Consider the following 18,370-nt stretch of genomic DNA (forward strand, 5'->3'; position numbering starts at 1 on the left):
GATAGCCGGATGGGCACCGCCGCGGCGGACGCGGCGGGAGCCAGCGTCGACCATCTGACCGCGACCTACCAGGCGCACTACCGCTCCCTGCTCCGGCTGGCCGCCCTGCTGCTGGACGACACCGCCTCCTGCGAGGACGTGGTGCAGGAGGCGTTCATCAGGGTGCACGCAGCCCGGCGCCGGGTCCGCGAGCCCGAGAAGACCCTCGCCTACCTGCGGCAGACCGTGGTCAACCTGTCCCGCTCCACGCTGCGCCGCCGGATCCTCGGGCTGCGGCTGCTGCCCAAGCCGATGCCTGACATGGCCAGTGCAGAAGAAGGCGCCTACGATGCGCTGGAGCGCGACCAGTTGAAGACCGCGCTCCGACGCTTGCAACGCCGTCAGCGGGAGGTGCTGGTGCTGCGCTACTTCGCCGATCTGACGGAGGCCCAGGTGGCCGACGCGCTCGGGATCTCGGTCGGCTCGGTGAAGGCGTACGGCTCGCGTGGACTGGCCGCGCTGCGGGTGCTGATGGAGAGCAGCGATGACTGACGATCAACGGCCCTCGGGGGAGGACCCGTTGGCGCGGGAGCTGCGCGAGCGGCTGCACCGGGCGGTGGCCGAGGTCCAGCCGGACCCGGCGGCGCTGCGCCGGCTGCACGACCAGGTGCCCCGGAGGCGGGCCAGGCACCGTGCGCGGTGGACGGGCGTGGCGGCTGCCGCGCTGCTCACCGCGGCTGCGCTGCCGACCATCCACGGGGTGCAGCAACTCGACCTCTCCGGTGGACCGGTCGACGGTCCGCTCGCGCCCGGCCCGTCCCGCTCGGCGGTGACGCCCGGGCCGTCGGCGAGCGGCGGCGCCGGGCGGCCGAGCTCGCTGCCGCTGCCGGTGATCACCGCCATGCCCTCCGGCTCCCCGTCCGGTCAGGTGCCCGAGCTGACCACCAGCGGGTCCCTGGCCGGCGTCCCCGGTTCGCCGTCGGCGGGTACGGTGCCGACGCCGGGCTGCGGGCCGGCGGACCTCGGCCAGGGCAGCTCCCACCTGGGGGCGGTCGAGGCGGACGGCAGGGTGTACGGCTGGTTCCGGGTGGTGAACACCTCCGGGCGGGCCTGCGAGGTGGCCGGCGGCGGGCTGCTGGCGGCCGACTCGGCCACCGTCAAGGTGGCCGCGCACACGGCCGGCGGGCCGGCCACCGGGCTGGCCGAACCGGTTGCGGGCGGGCCGGTGCTGTTGCCGCCGCTGGCGGGGTACCAGGTCCGGTTCGGCTGGGTGCCGGACGGGCCCTGTCCGGGCGGTGACGGCGGCGGTGTTCGGGCGGCCGCGTTCGTGGTCGGCGCGGGGCCGTCGGGGTCGGCGAGACCGAGTGAGGCCCCGGGCCCCGAGACCTCGCCGTCGCCGGTCGAGTCGCCGAACCCGACGGCGAGCCCGACCTCAGGCCGGCCCACCGTCACGCTCACCCACACCCCGGAACCGGGGGGGCCGCAGGTGGTTGCCACCCTGGCCAACGCCTGTGCGGGCACCGTCTACCAGAACGGTCCGGAGCGCATCCCGGACGTCTCGCCGCCGGCGACGGGCTGAGCCTTTTTGCAGGTGCTCAGCCTTTTGCAGGGCGCTCGGAGGACAGATGCCAGGGGCTCGGGGAACTGCGAGAAGGTCTGGCGCCTGGGTCACGTACGAAAGTGCCTGACCATTTACGCAGGGATCACCTTGTTCAGAGGTCGGCGTCGCAGTTCCCCGAGCCCCTGGCGTGTGCCACCGGGGGAGGCCCTGGTGTCCGGGGGTGGTGTAGGGGTGGTTACCGTGGTGCGTGTGTACCGGTTTCTCCTGACTTCGCGCTGGCTCGGCGGCACCGTGGTCGCCGTCCTGGCGGTCGTGGTCTGCATGTTCCTCGGTTCCTGGCAGCTCAGCCGGTTCGAGGACCAGGTGAACCGGCATCGGGACGCGGTCCGTTCCGCCGACGCGGCGACCGGCGGCGAGGCCGTCCCGTTCGCCGTGCTGCTGCCGGATTCGGGGGCCAGGGTCACCACCGAGACGGTCGGCCGCGCGGTCACTCTGACCGGCCGTTACGACCCGGCTCACCAACTGCTCGTTCCCAACCGCACGGTGGGCGGGAAGCAGGGCTACTACGTGCTCACCCCGCTCTGCCCGGGCGACGGCCGCTGCGTGGCGGTGGTCCGGGGCTGGGCGCCGGGGCCGGCCGCAGGGCGGACCGCGCCGGGGGTCGGTGCCGAGCAGGTGACCGTCACCGGGCGGCTGCAGGCTCCGGAGAACAGCGGCAGCAACGGCGCGGTGGCCGGTGGCCTGCCCGAGGGACAGCTGGGCACGATCAGCCCGGCGGCGCTGGTGAATGTACTGCCCGACGTCGGGTACGACGGCTGGGTGGCCGCCGACACGGTGCCGGCCGGGCTGACCGTCGTACCGACGGTGCAGCCGCAGGGGGGCAACGGCCTGAGCCTGCGGGCGTTCCAGAACCTGGGGTACACGCTGGAGTGGTTCGTCTTCGGCGGCTTCGTGGTCTTCATGTGGTTCCGGCTGGCCCGCCGTGAGGCGGAGAGCGCCAGGGACCGGGCCCTTGGACTGGACCCGGTCCCGAACTGAACGGCGACGACGTCAGTCGTCGTCGCAGTCGTCGTTGTCCGCACCCTTGTGCGTGTGGCTCTTCGTCTTCTTCGAGCTCTTCGAACTCTTCGAGCCCTTGCTGGACTTGGCCAGCAGCTGGGCCTGGACGGTCGAGCCCGTCCCGGCCACGGTGCCCGCCGACCGGTTGTCGTCGCAGTCGTCGGACGAGCTCGACGAACAGCCCGCCGCGGTCAGCAGCAAGGCCAGTACGGCGGTGGCGGCCACCACCCCACGTCTGATGGTCAACGTGCTCTCCCCAGGTGTCGCAGTGTGAAGTCGATCTCCAGTCGGAGCTGCTTGATCCGCTCCTCGACCACCAGTGAGCCGTGCCCAGCATCGTAGCGGTAGACCTCGTGCTCCTTGCCGAGCTGTTCCAGCCTGGTCACGTAGTTGTCGATCTGCCGGATCGGGCAGCGCGGGTCGTTCACCCCGGCACTGATGTAGACCGGTGCCTTCAACTGCTCCACGTAGCTCAACGGCGAGGAGGCGTGCCAGAGTTCGGGCACCTCGTCCGGCGAGCCGCCGAACAGGGTGCGGTCCAGCGACTTGAGCGCCTCCATCTCGTCCTGGTACGAGGCGAGATAGTCGGCGACCGGTACGGCGGCCAGGCCGAGGGTCCAGCTGTCCGGCTGGGTGCCGAGACCGAGCAGGGTGAGGTAGCCGCCCCAGGAGCCGCCGGAGAGCACCAGTTGGGACGGGTCGGCCAGGCCGGAGTCGACGGCCCAGTCCCGGACGGCGCCGATGTCCTCGAGCTCGATCAGGCCGACCCGGCCGTGCAGGGCGTCGGTCCAGGCCTGGCCGTAGCCGGTGGAGCCGCGGTAGTTGACCCGGACCACCGCGAAGCCGTGGTCCAGCCAGGCGGCGGGTCCGGCCGCGAAGGAGTCGCTGTCGTGGTGGGTCGGCCCGCCGTGCACCTCGAACAGGGTGGGGAACGGGCCGGTCCCGGACGGGCGTTGGACCAGTGCGTGCACCCGGCCGCCCGGTCCCTCCACCCAGACGTCCTCGACCGGCACCGAACCAGGCGGCACCGGGCCCGGGGCCCGCAGCACCACGGTGCCCGCCGTCGAGCGGACCGCCGAGGGCTCGGCCGCCGAGGACCAGAGGAACTCCACCGTCCCGTCCGGCCGGGCGGTCGCACCGGACACCGTGCCGCGCGGGGTGTCGAGCCGGGTCAGCGCACCGGTGGCCAGCTCGTACGAGAACAGCTCGCTGCGCGCCTCGTACTCGTGCTCGACCAGCAGGGCGCGGGCGTCGGGGCGCCACTGCGCGGACAGGTCGCCGGGGAACTCCCGGCCCTGGTCGTCGCGGAGGACCAGTGCGGTCTCGGCGCCGGTGGCCACGTCCCAGATGGCGGGCTCCCAGCGGCCGGTGCGCTGGTGGGCGATCAGCAGCCGGGTGTCGCCGTCGGCCGGGGCGAAGCCCAGGCAGGCCACCCCGCTGGGCTTCTGATGGCCCGTCACCTCGTCCAGCTCGGCCACGGTGGCGCCGTCGGCGAGCCGGAGCACCCGGATCGCGGAGTGCATCGCGTCGCCGTGCTCGGTGTGGTCGACGGCCAGCAGGGCGGAGTCGTGGCTGAGGTCGCCGACCCCGCCGTACTCCTCGTGCTGGTAGACCTTCTCGAGCTCGGTGGCGCCGGGGCGGCGCAGGTAGAGGGTGGTGCCGTCCTCGTCGTCCGAGGTGCCGACCACCACGGTGCCGTCCAGGCCGAGCGCAAGACCCGCGTCGTACGCGGCGGGCACGCCCGGCACGGCCTGCTCGTCGGGGCCGCCGGTGAACGGCTGGCGGCGCCAGACGCCGAGCTCGTCGCCGTCGGTGTCGTCGAACCACCAGATCCACCCGCCGTCCGGGCTGAGCTCGGCGTCGGTGGTCCCGTTCGGGCGGGAGGTCACCTGGCGGTGGCTGTCGGCCGACCGGTCCCAGGCGTAGATCTCGTACGTGCCGGTGGAGTTGGAGACGTACAGGGCGCGTTCGGGGGCCTGCTCGGCCCAGTCGGGCAGGGAGACCCGTGCCGCCCGGAACCGCTGTTCCCACTCCGGTACGGGGCTCTTCTCGTTGCTCATCCCCCCATCAAACCCGATCCCTGCGGCCCGGCGGAACGGCGGGGACAGCCGGTCAGGCGAAGGCGCACTGCACCACCCTGATCCGGTCCCGCCAGACCGTCACCGCCGTGGCGCCGCCGGCCGGTCCGCCGAACGACTCGGCCAGCGCCCGGTCGAAGGAGCCGGACTCCAGTGCCTCGGACAGTCGCCTGGCCCGGTCGAACCGGTCCTGGTCGGGCCCCTGGTACGGCAGCCGGCGCCAGCGCAGCGGGGTGGCGCCGGGGCCGTAGTGGTGGCCGCCGAGGCTGGGGTGCGGGAGGTCGAGCGAGAGCGCGTACAGGTCCTGTTCCGCCCGGTCGGCCGCGGTGCGGAACCAGGGCGGCCCGACCCGGAGCCGGGCGCCGCCGGGCTCGGCCGGGGCCGGGCCGGTCTGGGACCAGCCGAAGGCCGTGATCACCGGGTCCCGGAGCACCGATTCGAACAGCGGTCGGAGAGCGGAGAGCGGCCGTTGCTGCACCCGGCAGGCGACCGGCTGGCGACTCCGCTGGATCGGGACTCCGAAGAACTCGGTCGGCATGGACACGGGTGGCCTCCTGCTGCTGCTCTGATCTGCTGCGCTGAACCGCTGGTCGTTGCTCGCGGACAGGACCTTACCTAGCTGCGTTCGCGAACGCGAACACGTATTCGATTATTTTTCGATTTGCGGGGCCTTCACCGAACGGGCTGGTCATGGGCCAGGGGAAGTGGCAGCATCGGCAGGTCCGGCGCTGTTAGCCTCGTTCGCGAACGCGGCTGTCGCCCGCCGACCGCCCGCGCCCTCGCCCAGGCCGGAGCGAGGGGCCGACTGCCGTGAGGGGAGACGACGAGATGCCTGTGACCATGCCCGGCGACACCGGCGACGCACTCTCCCGGCTGGTGCGCGAGGCGCTCGACCGTCCCGGGGTGACCTTCCGCCGGCTCACCGAGGCCACCGTCGACCCGGCCACCGGCTACCGCCCCGGCACCACCTGGCTGCACAAGCTGGTCCGCAACGAGGTGGTCCGCGCGCCCGAGCCGCAGGTGCTCCGCGCGCTCGCGGCCGGGCTCGGCCTGCCGCTGATCCAGGTCCAGCGTGCCGCCGCGGCCCAGTACCTGGACTACGTCACCACCGAGCTCACCGGCCTGCCCGCCGACGCCCGGGCCATCGTGGCGCACCTGGCCGAGCTGGACCCGGCCGATCTGCCCCGGGTCCGAGCCGTGATCGAGGCTCTGGTGGCCGCCCGGACCGAGTCCGAAGGCGCCGACGAACGCTGACTGTCGGACCCATGCGGTATTGCGGTTCCGCGACGTCCTCGCCTGCCCCCATAATCGGGTGTACGTTCGATTCCGTCTCGGGTCGCACGCAACTGCCGTCGCCGGGAGGGGGCACATGAACAGAGTCACCTGGTACCACGCCGAACTCGACGACGGCGCTCCCCTCGTCCTGCTCACCTTCCCCGACGAGTCGGTCCTGATCGGCGACCCCCGCACCCTCCCGCCGGACCTGCTGCCCGCCCTCGCCACCGCCTTGAGCACCGGCCCGCTCACCGCCGACCGGATCGCCGAGCTGATGGCCGCGCTCTGGCAGTACCCGGACCAGGCATCGAGCATCAGCCATCAGTAGGCCTGGGCGTCCCGCAAACGGTGCGGCCCCACCGGGTCTCCCCGGCAGGGCCGCCGTACGTCAGTACTTCTCCCGTCGGGTCACTGCGTCCGCCGGGTCAGCGCCACCCGGGAGCGGGTGAAGACGGCGGCGAGCAGCCAGGCCAGCAGGGGCAGCCCGATCACCAGCACGGCCAGCTCGGGCCACGGGATCACCAGCGGGTTGCTGCCGATCCGGAACGAGCCGGAGCCCAACTTGGCCTCGATGCCGAGGTTCTGCACCCGCTGCAGGGCGGCGGCGGGCACCAGCCCGGCCAGTGCCCCGATCGAGGCGCCCATCGCAGCCACCACGGCGCACTGGAAGGCGGACAGCCGGCGGCGGATGCCCGGGGTGGCACCCACGGCGGCCAGGGTGGCCAGGTCCCCCCGGCTGTCGGTGGCCGCCAGACCGGTGGCGATGGCGGCGGCGGCGATGGCGACCGCCGAGGCGGCGGCGGCGAGCCCCAGGACGAGGGCGTTGCCGGAGCCCTCCTGGTAGCCGCGCTCCACCGTGAGCTTGCCGGGGCCGGTCTGGAGCGCGGCGGCGGTGACGCGCTGCACCTCGGCCGAGGTGAGGGCCCGGGCGGGCCGCCATACCGACTGCTGGTCGACCGAGAGCAGCCCGGCCGCCTGGGCGGCGGCCGGTGACATCACGGCGCGGGCGGCCTGGGCGGTGCCGGTCACGGCCACGCCGGGCAGGCTGACCGTACTGGTCCGGTTGCCCTCCGGTCCGGTCGCGCCGAACCGGGTGAGCTGCAGGGTGACCTTGCCGTCCTGGAGGTAGCCGGGGTTCAGGACGACCACCTGACCGTCCGTCAGGGCCTTGGTGGCGACGGGCGAGTCCACGCCGAGCAGGTTGTGCAGCACGGCCGGATCGCCGCTGATCACGTCCCGGATGTCCTCGGGCTCGGGCGTGTTGCGCGCGCAGCGGAGGTCGATGCCGCCAGGACCGGGCGGGGCCAGGCAGTCGTTCCCGGGCGCCGGGACTACCTGTACCCGGCCGCAGAACGAGCCGGGCGTGCTGTCGCACGCCCCGTAGCTGAGCACGCTCAGGTCCGCGCGCTGCCCGAGCTCGGGCACGGTGCCCTCCACGGCGGTCCGCAGCGCGGCGGCGTTCTTCGCGATGGACACCGCGAGGCTGTCGGTGCCCCTGACGGAGTCGGCCCTCAGCACCACGGCACCGGACGGGGCCGAGGCCACGTACCCGGACCGGGCGGCCGACTCGCCGCTGGCCTGGAAGGTCAGCACCGCGACGGCACCGGCGACGGCGGCCATCACGGCGGCGACCGCGGGGGCGGTCCGTCCGCGGTTGCGGGCCGAGTCGCGCAGCGCGAGCCGAGGCGAGAGCGGAAGGAACCGGCCGAGTCGGCCGAACAGGCTGATCAGCAGCGGGGTGCAGGCGATCAGTCCGAGCTCGGCGAGCACCGAGCCCGCCAGGACGGAGCGCGAGCCCGAGTCGGTGAGTTCGCCGCTCAGCGCGAGGGCGGTGCCCGCCAGGGCGGTCAGTGCGCCGACGACGGCCAGCCACTTGGCCGGCGGCCGGGCGGTGACTCGTCCGGTGAGGGCCGCCACCACAGGCTGCCTGGCGGCCTGCACCGCCGGGACGAGCGCGGCCAGCAGGCCGGTGACCACACCGAGCGCCACGATGCCCGACAGGTCGGTGGGGTTCAGCGCGAAGTGCCCGAACCGGGCCCCTGACCTGCCCTCCAGGTAGGACCGGGCGACCAGGGCGGTCACCCCGCCGAGCACCACGCCGGCCAGCGCACCCGCGCCGCCGAGCACGATGCCGCCGCCGAGCACGACCCGGCGGATGTGCGCCCGGTTGCCGCCGCAGGCCGCGAGCAGCCCGAGCTGCCGCCGGGAGCGACGGGCACCGACCGCGAACGCCGGACCGGCCAGCAGCACGATCTCCAGCAGGGCCAGCCCGGCCGCGGTGGCCGCGATGGTCTCGGCCTTGCGCAGCGCCTGGGTGTCCTGGGTACTGGCCCTGGAGCTGACCTCGCTGGCCGGCGGCGGGTCGGCGAGCACGGCCCGGGAGGCCACGGTGAAGCCGTAGGTGTTGGCCTGCTGCACCGCCTCCCAGCTGAAGGCGGCGTGCCCGGGCAGCGAGACCAGGTAGTCGCGGGCGCCGGGGGCGGTGGCCAGGCCGGTCTTCTCCGGCAGGGCGTTGAGCAGACCGTTCAGCTCGCCGGGCCGGCCGACCAGCCGGTTCGCCCGCAGCTCGCCCGGGTACTCGACGGCGGCGCTGATCCGGAGGGGCTGGGTGGTGCCCTTGAGCGTGGTGCTCTGGCCGACCTGGAGCCCGGACTCGGTCAGGAAGGCGGTGGTCGCGGCGACCTCGTACGGCGCGGCGGGCCACGTCCCCTGCCGGAGCGTGGTGATCCCGGCGGCCAGCGGGTCCGTCAGGTCCATCCCCCAGACCTGCACCTGGCCCTGACCGTACGTGGTGCTGGTCAGGTGGTAGCCGGTGGTGGCCTCGACCGGCAGCAGCTTGGCGCCGGCCGGCAGCGCCTGCTCAAGCAGCCGTTGCAGGGGCTGGGCGCTGCGGGCCGCCTCCTCGGGCGTGGGGGTGGGCTTCGCCCCCTTCTGGGACAGGATCGAGGTGTTGTCGATGCTGGGCTCCGCGCCCTGCACCAGCCGCCAGCCGGGCTGCGAGCTGGTGCTGACGTACGCGTCGGCGGCGCCCATCAGGCGGGTGCTGCGCTCCTGCGGCGAGAGCTGGGTGCTGCGGGCCACGATGTCCGCGCCGGTGACACCCACCACCGGCAGCGCGATCATGGCGATGATCAGGGCGCTGCGGCCCTTGGCCCGCAGCGCGTCACGGCGGGCGATCCGGAGCGCGGCCCGCCAGGCGGAGAGGCTCATCGGGTCTCGTCCGTCCTGGCGTCGGTGCGGCCCTGGCGCTCCTCCACCACCTGACCGTCGGTCAGCACCACGACCCGGTCCGCCCACTGGGCGTGGGCGGGTTCGTGCGTCACCATGACGGCGGCCGCCCCGGCGTCGCAGCGGGCCCGGAGCACGCTCAGTACGGTCTCCCCGGAGGTCGAGTCGAGCGCGCCGGTGGGTTCGTCGGCGAGCACCAGCCGGCGTTCGCCGACCAGGGCCCGGGCGATCGCGACCCGCTGCTGCTGCCCGCCGGAGAGCTGGTCGGGGAAGCGGTCGGCGTACTCGGCCACGCCGGTCTCGGCGAGTGCGGTCAGCGCCTCGGCCCGGGCCCGGCGGCTGGTCACCCCGTCCAGTTCGCGCGGCAGCGAGACGTTCTCAGCGGCGGTCAGCGCGGGGATCAGGTTGAAGTCCTGGAACACGTAGCCGATCGCCCGGCGGCGGACCGTGGACAGTGCGGTCCTGGACAGTTTGCCCAGGTCCTGCCCCTCCACCCGGACCTGGCCCGAGCTGGCGGTGTCCAGCCCCCCTGCCAGCGTGAGCAGGGTGGACTTGCCCGACCCGCTGGGTCCCATCACCGCGACGAACTCCCCCGGACGGACCGTCAGGTCCACCCCGCGCAGGGCGTGCACCCGGGTCGCCCCGTGGCCGTGCACCCGGGACACGCCCCGCAGGTGCAGGACGGCCCCTTCGGTGTCCCTGATCTCTGTGGCTGTCACTCGTCGGCTCCTTCTCGTCGGCCGGGCCCGAGGTACCGGGCGCAGCACAGCTGCCGTCCCGTCGGCCGGGCCCGATAGGCCCCGCCGGGGGATGGCACCCCAGTCACTGTCCTGTCAGACCCGGCCGGTCGAACCACCCAGACGCGCCTGCATACCGAGTATGTATACCCGGTATGCAGGCCGCCGCCAGCTGTTCCTTCGGCAGGTCGCGGCTCGCGGTCGTCATGGTCGGCAGCAGCACCATCCCGGCGCCGACGCCCAGCACCATCGCCGAGCCGACCACCCGCCAGGCGGCCACCTCCGGTACGCCGACCTGAAGTCCCGTCAGGGCCATCCCGAGTGCGCCCAGGGCGACGCCGGTGGTGATCAGGCGCCGGGGTGACACCCGGTCGATCCGCCGCGCGGCGACCTGCAGGGTCAGGCCGACGGTCAGTCCGATCGGCGCGCCCAGCAGCCCGACCTCGGTGGCGCTCACGCCCCGGACCTGCTGCCAGTACACCGGGCCGAGCAGCATCGAGCCGAAGTAGCCGCCGGTGAACAGCGCGAGCGTGCCGATCCCGGCGGCGAACCTGCGGTCGCGCAGCAGCCGCAGGTCCAGCAGCGGCTGACGCGTGGTCAGGGCCCGCCACCCGAAGGCGGCCACCAGCAGTGCCCCGGCCAGCGTGGGGAGCAGTGGTCCGGCGGCGGTGAAGTCGCCCTGTTCGCCGCCCTTGGCCAGGCCGAACAGCAGCAGTGCCAGACCGGGCGAGAGCGTCAGCAGGCCGGGCAGGTCCAGCTTGGGCGCGGCCGAGGAGTCGTTCGGCCGGTCGGAGTGCAGCAGCTTCGCGGCGAGCACCAGGGCGGCGGCCCCCACCGGCAGGTTGACCAGGAAGATCCAGTGCCAGGAGGCGGTGTCGAGCAGCCAGCCGCCGAGCACCGGGCCGAGCACCGGACCGATCAGGATGGGCAGTCCGCCCAGCGCCATCGCTCGCCCGAGCTGCGCACCGTCCGCGACGCGCATCACCATCGTCATGCCGACCGGCATCAGCAGGCCGCCGCCGAGCCCCTGCACGGCGCGGGCCGCGATCAGGCTGCCCGCGTCCCAGGCGAAGGCGGCCAGCACCGAGCCGAGTGTGAACAGGGCGAGGGCGGTCAGGTAGCTGCGCTTGGCACCGATCCGCCCCATCGCCCAGGCCGCGGTCGGGATCACGGCCGCGAGTGCCAACGTGTAGGCGGTGGTGGCCCACTGGATGGTCGCCAGCGGGGCATGGAAGGTCTCGGCCAGGCTGCGCAGGGCGACGTTGACGATCGTGGTGTCCAGCACCGACATCATCGAGCCGATGATCGTGACGGTGAGGGTGCGGCCGAGGGCGGTGGACAGGGCCCGAGGCGGAGGTGGTTGCTGCGGTGCCTCTACGAGCTGGGCCGTGGTCATCCCCCGACCCCCTCAGCCCTGGTAGGGGCGGGTGGTCCTGGCATCCCGCAGGGCCCGTCCCCACCAGGCGAGTTGGCCGAGCATTCCCTTGACCGCACCCTCGGTCACGGCGGCGTCGCGCGGCGCCCCGTCCGGACCGAGCCCCGACCACGGCCCGTGCAGGCTGACCGAGTCGCGCACCGTCACGGCGTGCAACTCGGCGAAGACCAGCCGGAGTTGCTCGACGGCGCGGAGGCCGCCACCGAGTCCGCCGTACGAGACGAAGCCGACCGGCTTGGCGTGCCACTGCTGGTGGTGCCAGTCGATCAGGTTCTTCAGCGCGGCCGGGAAGCTGTGGTTGTACTCGGGGGTGACCACCACGAACGCGTCGGCGGCGGCCAGCCGGGGCGTCACGTCCGCCAGTGCGGCGGCGGTCTCCGGGCTCGGCGTACTACCCCAACCAGGCATCACCAGCGGCAGGTTGACCTCGGCCAGGTCGACGACGTCCAGCTCCAGGCCGGCCTGGGCGGCGGCAGCACCGACGAACCAGTCGGTGACGGCCGGGCCCTGGCGCCCCTCGCGGACGCTGCCGACGATGACGGCCACGCGCAGCGGCGCGTCCTGGTGGGTGGTGCTGACGGCAGCGGGTGCGGCTTCGCTGACAGGCATGGTGATGTCCCCTCCTCGTGGGGTGACCGCCCGTCGCGGCCTCCCCTCCGGTAAAGTACAACGAGCGTTGTCGAAAGTGCAACGGTCGTTGTAATTCGTCTGGGAGGCATGTGTGAGCAGCGGCAACGAGGCTTGGATGGAGAAGGCCCGGCGCGAGGTCTCGCCCCGGAAGCTGGAGAAGCAGATCGCCCTCGCGAGTGCGGCCTGCTCGGTCTTCGGCCGCGAGGGCTACGCCCGGGCCTCGGTCGACGCGCTCGCGGCCGCCGCCGGCGTCTCGACCCGCACGCTCTACAACCACTTCCCCGGCGGCAAGGCCGACCTCTTCCGTACCGTCGTCACCTGGACCTCAGGAGAGGTGCGGGATGCCCAACTAGGCCGCCTGCGCGCGCTGTTGGACCCGGAGCGGCCGCCGCACCCGGATGATCTGGCGCGCGATCTGACCGCGCTGGCCCGCGCGTTCGTCGGCCTGATGACCGACTACCCGAACCACTTCGCCCTGGTCCGCCACATCCACGCCGAGGCCGACCACGTGCCGCCCGAGGTGCTGGAGGCATGGAAGGACGCGGGCCCCGGCCCGGTCGGCCGCGCGCTCGCCGAGGCGATGACCGGCCTGGCCGACGCGGGTCTGATCGACCTGCACGGGGACGCGGCGATGGCCGGCGCGCACTTCACGGCGCTGTCCTCGCACTCGATCGTGCAGCTCTCGCACTACGGCGTCCTGCCGCTGCCCAAGGAGGAGGCCGACCGCCTGATCGAGGGCGGCGTGCTCGCTTTCTTGCGGGCGTACCGGGCCGGCCGCGCCTAGGATCGCGATCAAGCGGCGGGGCGGGGTGTCCGAGGCGGGTCTCGGCTGCTCCGACTCGGCCATTCGACGTGCAGGGGGAGGCGCCCGATGGGCGTGGTGCGCAGGGTTGTGACGCGTGATCAGCTGGCCGCAGTTGCCCGGGCGGCCCGGGGAGCCGGGCGTCACCTCGCCGGCGTGTCGCGGCTGCGGGGCGGCAGCAAGAAGGGCGTCTACCGCCTCACCTACGACGACGACTCCACCGCGATCCTCTACATCTGGGACGACGCCGAGAACTACTGGCCCACCTCGGGGGCCGATGCCGCCGACAACCATGCGGATCCCTTCTCGCCCGCCTCCGGCATCGACCTGTTCGAGGCCGCGAGCAGACACCTGGACGCCCTGGGGATCCGCACGCCCCGGATCCGGCTGGCCGACCGGAGCAGGACCCACTACCCGGCCGACGTGGCGGTGGTGGAGGACGTGCCCGGCGATAACCTGGAGGCACTGCTCCACCGCGACCCGCGTCGGGCGGAACCGACCCTGGCCCGGCTCGCCGAGGCGCTCGACGTGCTGCGACGGCACTCGAGGCCACGCTTCGGCAAGGTCGCGCTGATCGACAACGGCGGTGTCTCCCAGGGAAGTTCGTGCGAACAGGTGGTCCTCGACCGCGCACTCGAGGACCTCGCCGAGGCCGCCGCCCGCGATCCGCGGATCACTGACGTCCGCTCCCGGCTGGAGGACACCGTCCGCGGGCTGGCCGCCGCGGTGCGCCCGCGCTCGGAGTACGGGCTCATCCACGGGGAACTCGGGCCGGATCACGTCCTGGTGGACGGGGACGGGCGCCCCGTCCTCATCGACATCGAGGGCCTGATGTTCTTCGACGTCGAGTGGGAGCACGTGTTCCTGCGCATCCGCTTCGACGAGCACTACCGGTGGCTGGACAGCGGCGGCCTCGACGAACAGCGTCTCGCCTTCTACGCGTTGGCGATGCGCCTGTCCCTCGTCGCGGGCCCGCTCCGGCTCCTCGACGGCGACTTCCCGGACCGCGCGGTCATGGCGGGAATCGCCGAGTACAACCTCGGGCAAGTGCTCGCCGCACTGGCCGCAGGCGATCGTTGATCGAAAACCGAGGTGTGCTGACGGGCAGTCAAATCCGACCGGAAAGCAGTACGCTCATGCTCACCTCATTTCGTGCGGCATGGCGGGAGATCAATGGGACGCGTCCCCTATTCCCGCGAGGCTGCACTGGGCGGTGCGGTGGCGGTATTCGGGTTCGGTGTCATGACCCTGTTATACATATCGATCAGCTGGCCCGTATCGCCGGGGCTCCCGTACTTCCGCAGCGCCACCTGGGGTGACGGCCTGCTCATTCCGCTGGCCTCGGCACTCCTGCTCGGTCTGGTGCGAAGATCTGGCGGATCACGAACCGACTGGAAGATTTTTGCGGTCTCGTCGCTCTGCGGCCTTGCGGTCGGCTGCCTGGTCACCTGGCAGTGGCTCCGGGATCCCGCACCGGCTCTGAACTGGACCCTGCCCGTGCCCGGAAGGCTGAATTCCGCAGGTGTCTACCATGCTGTCTTTCTCGCCCTCTGCCCGGCGCTGCTGGCGGGCCTCTTCGGAGTCCTCGTCGTGCGCCTTCGCAGGATCGGGCAGAGCGAGCCCGGGGCTGCGGACCGGATCGTCTCCTCGCCCGCCTGGGTCGCGCTGCTGGCATGCCTGCTGGGGTTCGCCGGACTGGTCGGCACGGACAGCAAGCAGGTGGCCGGCACGGCGAGCCTCAGTTCGCTGGGTGCGCTCGCCGTCGCGACCGTCATTGCACTGGCAGGTCTGCGCGCGGTCGCCAAGGTTCGCGTCGAGAGCCTGGTGCTCTCGACCGCCCTGGCCCTGGTGATCGCAGCCCCCATGGCGATCGCGTCCGGTTACCGGGGGCCGCTCGACGGGCATGCCGGGCCGCTCGTCGGGATCGCGCTCGCCTGTTCGGTGTCCTTCGCGTCGGCGTACCTCGGGCCGGAGAGCCGGGAACGTCACGCCTGGGGCCGGATCGAAGGCATCGGCGCTCTGCTGATCCTGGCCGGCCTGGCCGTCGTGCCCACCATGCAGCGCGGTGCCTCGCTCCTCACCGTCGGGTCGGCGCTGCTCGGCAGCGCAGTCTCCCTGGTACTGCTGCGCGGGCTGACCACGACGCTTCAGGCGCGGCGGACCGGGATCCCCGCCCCACGGATTTCGCGGGCTGCGCTGGAAGTCGCCGCACCGTCGTGGGTGCTCATGATGCTGGCGGTGGGATCGGGATGGTTCGCCCAGGGAAACCGGCCCACCTCGAACTCCGGCGCGCTGGTCGTCATCCTGATCTCGCTGGTGATCGTCAATATCGTCTCGCCGATTCTGCGGCGGAGTTATCACCGGTTCGTCGAGGCCGAGGAGGAGGCGACGCGTTGGGGGCCGACCTCGGAAGAACAGAAATCCCTCGGCCGCCGCGTTGCCCGTAATTCCGCGGGGAGCGCATTCGCCGGAATCACCTGCCTCCTTCTCGTGACGGTCGACGTCGCGGGGAAGAAGGGATTCCAGTGGGGCGTGAACCACGCCACGGGGTGGCCGTTCCTGGCCGTGACGGCGGTCGTCGCTCTCGTCGCGGTGGGCGGTGCGGTCCGGTACAGCCGGTCGCCTGACCGGTCCCGTGGAGTCGCGCAGGCCGTGATCGCGGTGGCCGCCGTCGGATGGTCTGCGGCGCTTCTCTCCCGGATCCACATCGAGGGCCTGCACTGGGCCGCCGTCCCGATCGTCGTCCTCGTGGGCCTGTGGACCACCGAGAGCATCCGGAGCAACGGTCGGCTCCTGCAGCGGCAGGAAGTGACGTGGAGTCAGTCCCTGTCGGCCGTATCGGTCGGGTCGGCCTCAGCCTCCTCCGTGCTGTGGGCCTTGACCGAAGGAATGTACTGGCACGACCAGCCGGTCAACGTCTACTGGTCCGCGCTCGGGCTCACCGTTCCGCTGCTGATCACGTTCGCGATGGCCGTCGCGGCTGTCTCGACCTTCCCGGAGCCGCCGACGGCGGGTGGCACGAACTACCGGCCCGCCGCCGGAGTCCAGCAGGACCAGGCGATGATCGGCCTGCTCGTGTTCGTACTGGTCTGGATCCCCGCACTGATCGTGACCCATGTCCCCGAGGGCACGAGTGAGCGGTGGCTGCAGATTCCCCAGATCGCGTTCGGGTTCATGCTGCTGTTCACCGCGATCTTCTGCTGGATCCTCCAGTACAACTCTCGCCATGCCGCCTTCCGGCGACACCAGTTGGTCAGCCCGGACGAGCCCTGGCCCGGCGAGGACAAGTTTCGGATGGTTCAACCCGGCACTGTCCCCCGCGCTGTGAAGAGCATCGTCCGGCGCAGTCGTCCGAGAACCGACGAGGAGTGGGTGGACGCGCTCGAAGATCACATCGCCCTGCAGAATCTCATCGCGCTCACCGTGGTGGTCGTGTGCGTGATCGGCTGGATCCCGCTCGTCAAGGAGTTCAAACTCCCCGCCCCCAAGTAGGCGATCGCCGCCGCAGCCGCCGCGGCCCGCCGCCTCGCCGCCGCCTGACCGGACGTCGGAGCGCGGCGGCAGACGGGCAGTCAGACTGTTCTGACCGGCCCGCCGAACCGGGCAGCGGTAGCGGGATTCGAACCGTCCGCCGCAACCGGAGGGGAGTCCGGTCGCGGCGGAGGTACGGGTCAGGCGCCTGCGGCCACGGCTGTCAGCCAGGTGTTCCAGTCGCTCTCGTAGTCCAGCGAGGTGAGGAGGGAGCGCGCGGCGGTCCAGTTTCCGGTGCGGTAGTAGCCGAGCACGGCAGCGACATCGGCCGGGTGCTTCTCGATCATGTAGCGGGTGGCGAGGTAGCCCCAGTTGTAGGTGCGGGTGGTGTCGGTGTTGTTGTAGGTGGTGTCGAACAGCGTGCGCAGTGAGTAGGTGTGCTTGCCGGCCTCGGCCACCGCGTTGGCGTAGGTGACGCCGCGGTAGGAGTAGGAGACGTACTCCGCGAAGCCCTCGCCCCACCACACGGTCGGGGTGGTCTGGCCGGCGTTGAAGTCGCCGTACTGGTCGTAGCGGCCGTCGAGGTAGTGGGTGTACTCGTGGTTGAGGTTCCAGATCTGCCAGCCGGGGCTCACGTCGGTGCGCTCGTAGCAGATGAACCGCGGCTGGTTGCCCGTCCTGGCGGGGTCGCCCTCCAGGTACATGCCGCCGTTGTTGGTGTCGATGCCGTAGATCTTCCCCGCGTAGGACTTGTAGTCGGCACTGGAGTTGAAGACGTCGACCTCGAGGGTGGCGTTGTAGTCGTTCGCGACCGGTCCCGAGTCCTTGACCACGCTGTGGAAGTAGGCGTCCTGGTTGGCCAGGCTCGTGCAGGTCGCCGTCAGCTGGTCGGCGGTCATCTCCTGCGCCCGGATCCGCAGCGACGGGCTACAGGTGTGGAGGATCGGCAGGATGCGCGACTCCAGCCTGCCGCCGGTGGTCCCGGTCGCGCCGGGGGCGCCCTGGGCGCTGCCGTGGGCCGGGCGCTGGCCCGGGTCCGTGGAGACCTGGTCCGGCTTGGGGGCGGCCTGGGCGGCTTGGGCGGTCTGGAGGGGGGTAACCGCGATGGCCGCGATCAGCAGTGCGGTGGCTATGGCACGCAAGATTCACTCCTGGGGGTTGGAGCGGACGTCCCGTCTGTGACGGACTGCGGAGTAAAATGGCACACGTCACATTGCTTTTCAATACTTTTCACCAGGACCGCCGCGCACGCTTGCCCAGGACCCGGGGGCAGTGAGGATCACGACACGCGCCCAGCGAGCTCATCGGCCACGAGTTCCGGCGTCAGGGCGCCGCCGCCCAGAGGGCCCGTCAGATGTCTCTGATGGATCCTCAGAACTGGGTCGGAGTGGCGGGGCTTGAACCCACGTCCTCTGCGTGCCGAACCGACCAGGGCACCCGCCCCATGTGGATAGCCCGTGCGGCCCTCGCCGCGGTCGCTGCGGCCGGCCCTCGCGCTGCTCGCTGTCGCCGCGCCCACGCACGCGGCCGACGTGCCCGGCACCTTCACCCCGAAGATCAAGGGCGCGGTCAGCTACACGTACTCCGTCAACTGGGGCGAGGGCACCACGGTGCAGGCCGGCCCCGCGGCGAGGCGCAGATCTCGTGGACCCCGACCGACAGCGGCTGGTACGCCCTGGAGGTCTACGGCACCACCAAGGACGGGGTTCAGACGGCTCCGACCTACTACTTCTTCACCGTCAACTGACCTGTTCCACCGGTCCGGAGGGACGTGGGCTGCGGCCTGCGCCCCTCCGCCACCCTGGCTGTTCTGAGGCTCAGTCACCCAGCTGGTCACACACAACGAATCAGGGCCCCACCGGATCTCTCCGATAGGGCCCTGAACTCGTACTACTGGGTCGGGGTGGCGGGATTTGAACCCACGGCCTCTTCGTCCCGAAGTAGGCCCTGGAAGATCGCCGACCTGCGACTCCGGTCAATGATGCAGGTCAGAAGGTTGCTGTGCCTTGGTCTGCATAGGTGGTGCGAAGCCTCGCAATCAAGATCATCTCCAGGATTTCTCCAGAAGCCGCTCTGCCGTGTCGGAGCCCGAGGTGCAACCGCCCGATGGGCGGG

General features: G+C 72.1%; 15 protein-coding genes and 1 pseudogene. 8 read left to right on the plus strand and 8 right to left on the minus strand.

The window, feature by feature from the left end; genetic code table 11:
* The first annotated feature begins 9 nt into the window (after window positions 1-9).
* The 3 genes from ACXJMZ_RS07835 (at window position 10) to ACXJMZ_RS07845 (ending at window position 2,578) form a co-directional block, all read left to right on the plus strand.
* A complete protein-coding gene (locus ACXJMZ_RS07835; RefSeq protein WP_057234096.1) occupies window positions 10-531 on the plus strand; it encodes a SigE family RNA polymerase sigma factor in 522 nt (173 codons plus the stop codon).
* Entirely contained in the window at window positions 524-1,558 is a 1,035-nt protein-coding gene (locus ACXJMZ_RS07840) for a hypothetical protein (protein ID WP_457029223.1), read from the plus strand. The genes ACXJMZ_RS07835 and ACXJMZ_RS07840 overlap by 8 nt, the downstream gene beginning before the upstream one ends.
* A 231-nt stretch (window positions 1,559-1,789) precedes the next feature.
* Window positions 1,790-2,578 (plus strand): SURF1 family protein, encoded by a 789-nt coding sequence (locus ACXJMZ_RS07845; RefSeq protein WP_457029224.1) that lies wholly within the window; start codon window positions 1,790-1,792, stop codon window positions 2,576-2,578.
* A 12-nt stretch (window positions 2,579-2,590) separates the two neighbouring features.
* Here ACXJMZ_RS07845 and ACXJMZ_RS07850 read toward each other — a convergent pair whose 3' ends face one another.
* Genes ACXJMZ_RS07850 through ACXJMZ_RS07860 form a run of 3 tightly spaced genes read right to left on the minus strand, consistent with a single transcriptional unit; the run spans window position 2,591 to window position 5,221 of the window.
* Complete coding sequence (locus ACXJMZ_RS07850; protein ID WP_457029225.1) at window positions 2,591-2,845, minus strand: hypothetical protein; 255 nt, start codon at window positions 2,843-2,845, stop codon at window positions 2,591-2,593.
* Window positions 2,842-4,659, minus strand: coding sequence for a S9 family peptidase (locus ACXJMZ_RS07855; protein WP_457029226.1), 1,818 nt, complete (start codon window positions 4,657-4,659; stop codon window positions 2,842-2,844). The genes ACXJMZ_RS07850 and ACXJMZ_RS07855 overlap by 4 nt, the downstream gene beginning before the upstream one ends.
* Before the next feature lie 52 nt (window positions 4,660-4,711).
* A complete protein-coding gene (locus ACXJMZ_RS07860; RefSeq protein ID WP_457029227.1) occupies window positions 4,712-5,221 on the minus strand; it encodes a hypothetical protein in 510 nt (169 codons plus the stop codon).
* Window positions 5,222-5,505: 284 nt separating this feature from the next.
* Between ACXJMZ_RS07860 and ACXJMZ_RS07865 the strand changes: the two genes are divergently transcribed.
* Both ACXJMZ_RS07865 and ACXJMZ_RS07870 read left to right on the plus strand, forming a co-directional pair.
* Entirely contained in the window at window positions 5,506-5,931 is a 426-nt protein-coding gene (locus ACXJMZ_RS07865) for a hypothetical protein (RefSeq protein WP_457029228.1), read from the plus strand.
* Between the two features lie 115 nt (window positions 5,932-6,046).
* A complete protein-coding gene (locus ACXJMZ_RS07870) occupies window positions 6,047-6,280 on the plus strand; it encodes a hypothetical protein (protein ID WP_457029229.1) in 234 nt (77 codons plus the stop codon).
* Between the two features lie 80 nt (window positions 6,281-6,360).
* Here ACXJMZ_RS07870 and ACXJMZ_RS07875 read toward each other — a convergent pair whose 3' ends face one another.
* From ACXJMZ_RS07875 to ACXJMZ_RS07890, 4 genes are all read right to left on the minus strand, one after another.
* Window positions 6,361-9,162 carry an FtsX-like permease family protein gene (locus ACXJMZ_RS07875; RefSeq protein WP_457029230.1) on the minus strand — a complete coding sequence of 934 codons (2,802 nt, stop codon included), beginning with the start codon at window positions 9,160-9,162 and terminating at the stop codon, window positions 6,361-6,363.
* Complete coding sequence (locus ACXJMZ_RS07880) at window positions 9,159-9,899, minus strand: ABC transporter ATP-binding protein (protein WP_457029231.1); 741 nt, start codon at window positions 9,897-9,899, stop codon at window positions 9,159-9,161. The genes ACXJMZ_RS07875 and ACXJMZ_RS07880 overlap by 4 nt, the downstream gene beginning before the upstream one ends.
* A gap of 103 nt (window positions 9,900-10,002) precedes the next feature.
* Window positions 10,003-11,313 (minus strand): DHA2 family efflux MFS transporter permease subunit, encoded by a 1,311-nt coding sequence (locus ACXJMZ_RS07885; RefSeq protein ID WP_457029232.1) that lies wholly within the window; start codon window positions 11,311-11,313, stop codon window positions 10,003-10,005.
* 12 nt (window positions 11,314-11,325) lie between these two features.
* Entirely contained in the window at window positions 11,326-11,961 is a 636-nt protein-coding gene (locus ACXJMZ_RS07890) for an NADPH-dependent FMN reductase (protein ID WP_457029233.1), read from the minus strand.
* A 112-nt stretch (window positions 11,962-12,073) separates the two neighbouring features.
* Here ACXJMZ_RS07890 and ACXJMZ_RS07895 point away from each other — a divergent pair, with 112 nt between their 5' ends.
* The 3 genes from ACXJMZ_RS07895 to ACXJMZ_RS07905 all read left to right on the plus strand — a co-directional run bounded on the left by ACXJMZ_RS07895 (window position 12,074) and on the right by ACXJMZ_RS07905 (window position 16,276).
* On the plus strand, window positions 12,074-12,766 hold the full coding sequence (locus ACXJMZ_RS07895; protein WP_457029234.1) for a TetR/AcrR family transcriptional regulator: 693 nt from the start codon (window positions 12,074-12,076) through the stop codon (window positions 12,764-12,766).
* Between the two features lie 87 nt (window positions 12,767-12,853).
* Entirely contained in the window at window positions 12,854-13,864 is a 1,011-nt protein-coding gene (locus ACXJMZ_RS07900; protein ID WP_457029235.1) for a phosphotransferase family protein, read from the plus strand.
* Between the two features lie 93 nt (window positions 13,865-13,957).
* Window positions 13,958-16,276 (plus strand): hypothetical protein, encoded by a 2,319-nt coding sequence (locus ACXJMZ_RS07905; protein ID WP_457029236.1) that lies wholly within the window; start codon window positions 13,958-13,960, stop codon window positions 16,274-16,276.
* A 185-nt stretch (window positions 16,277-16,461) separates the two neighbouring features.
* On the opposite strand, the pseudogene ACXJMZ_RS07910 reads toward ACXJMZ_RS07905, so the two are convergent.
* Window positions 16,462-17,223, minus strand: a pseudogene (locus tag ACXJMZ_RS07910) (collagenase); the annotation flags it as partial.
* Between the last annotated feature and the right edge of the window lie 1,147 nt (window positions 17,224-18,370).

The organism is Kitasatospora sp. P5_F3 (assembly GCF_054049135.1).

Excerpts from the sequence above, each read along its gene's own strand:
- ACXJMZ_RS07885 (WP_457029232.1), bottom strand. The coding sequence starts at position 11,313 with ATGACCACGGCCCAGCTCGTAGAGGCACCGCAGCAACCACCTCCGCCT.
- ACXJMZ_RS07865 (WP_457029228.1), top strand. The coding sequence starts at position 5,506 with ATGCCTGTGACCATGCCCGGCGACACCGGCGACGCACTCTCCCGGCTG.
- ACXJMZ_RS07900 (WP_457029235.1), top strand. The coding sequence starts at position 12,854 with ATGGGCGTGGTGCGCAGGGTTGTGACGCGTGATCAGCTGGCCGCAGTT.
- ACXJMZ_RS07840 (WP_457029223.1), top strand. The coding sequence starts at position 524 with ATGACTGACGATCAACGGCCCTCGGGGGAGGACCCGTTGGCGCGGGAG.
- ACXJMZ_RS07875 (WP_457029230.1), bottom strand. The coding sequence starts at position 9,162 with ATGAGCCTCTCCGCCTGGCGGGCCGCGCTCCGGATCGCCCGCCGTGAC.
- ACXJMZ_RS07905 (WP_457029236.1), top strand. The coding sequence starts at position 13,958 with ATGGGACGCGTCCCCTATTCCCGCGAGGCTGCACTGGGCGGTGCGGTG.
- ACXJMZ_RS07890 (WP_457029233.1), bottom strand. The coding sequence starts at position 11,961 with ATGCCTGTCAGCGAAGCCGCACCCGCTGCCGTCAGCACCACCCACCAG.
- ACXJMZ_RS07855 (WP_457029226.1), bottom strand. The coding sequence starts at position 4,659 with ATGAGCAACGAGAAGAGCCCCGTACCGGAGTGGGAACAGCGGTTCCGG.
- ACXJMZ_RS07835 (WP_057234096.1), top strand. The coding sequence starts at position 10 with ATGGGCACCGCCGCGGCGGACGCGGCGGGAGCCAGCGTCGACCATCTG.
- ACXJMZ_RS07870 (WP_457029229.1), top strand. The coding sequence starts at position 6,047 with ATGAACAGAGTCACCTGGTACCACGCCGAACTCGACGACGGCGCTCCC.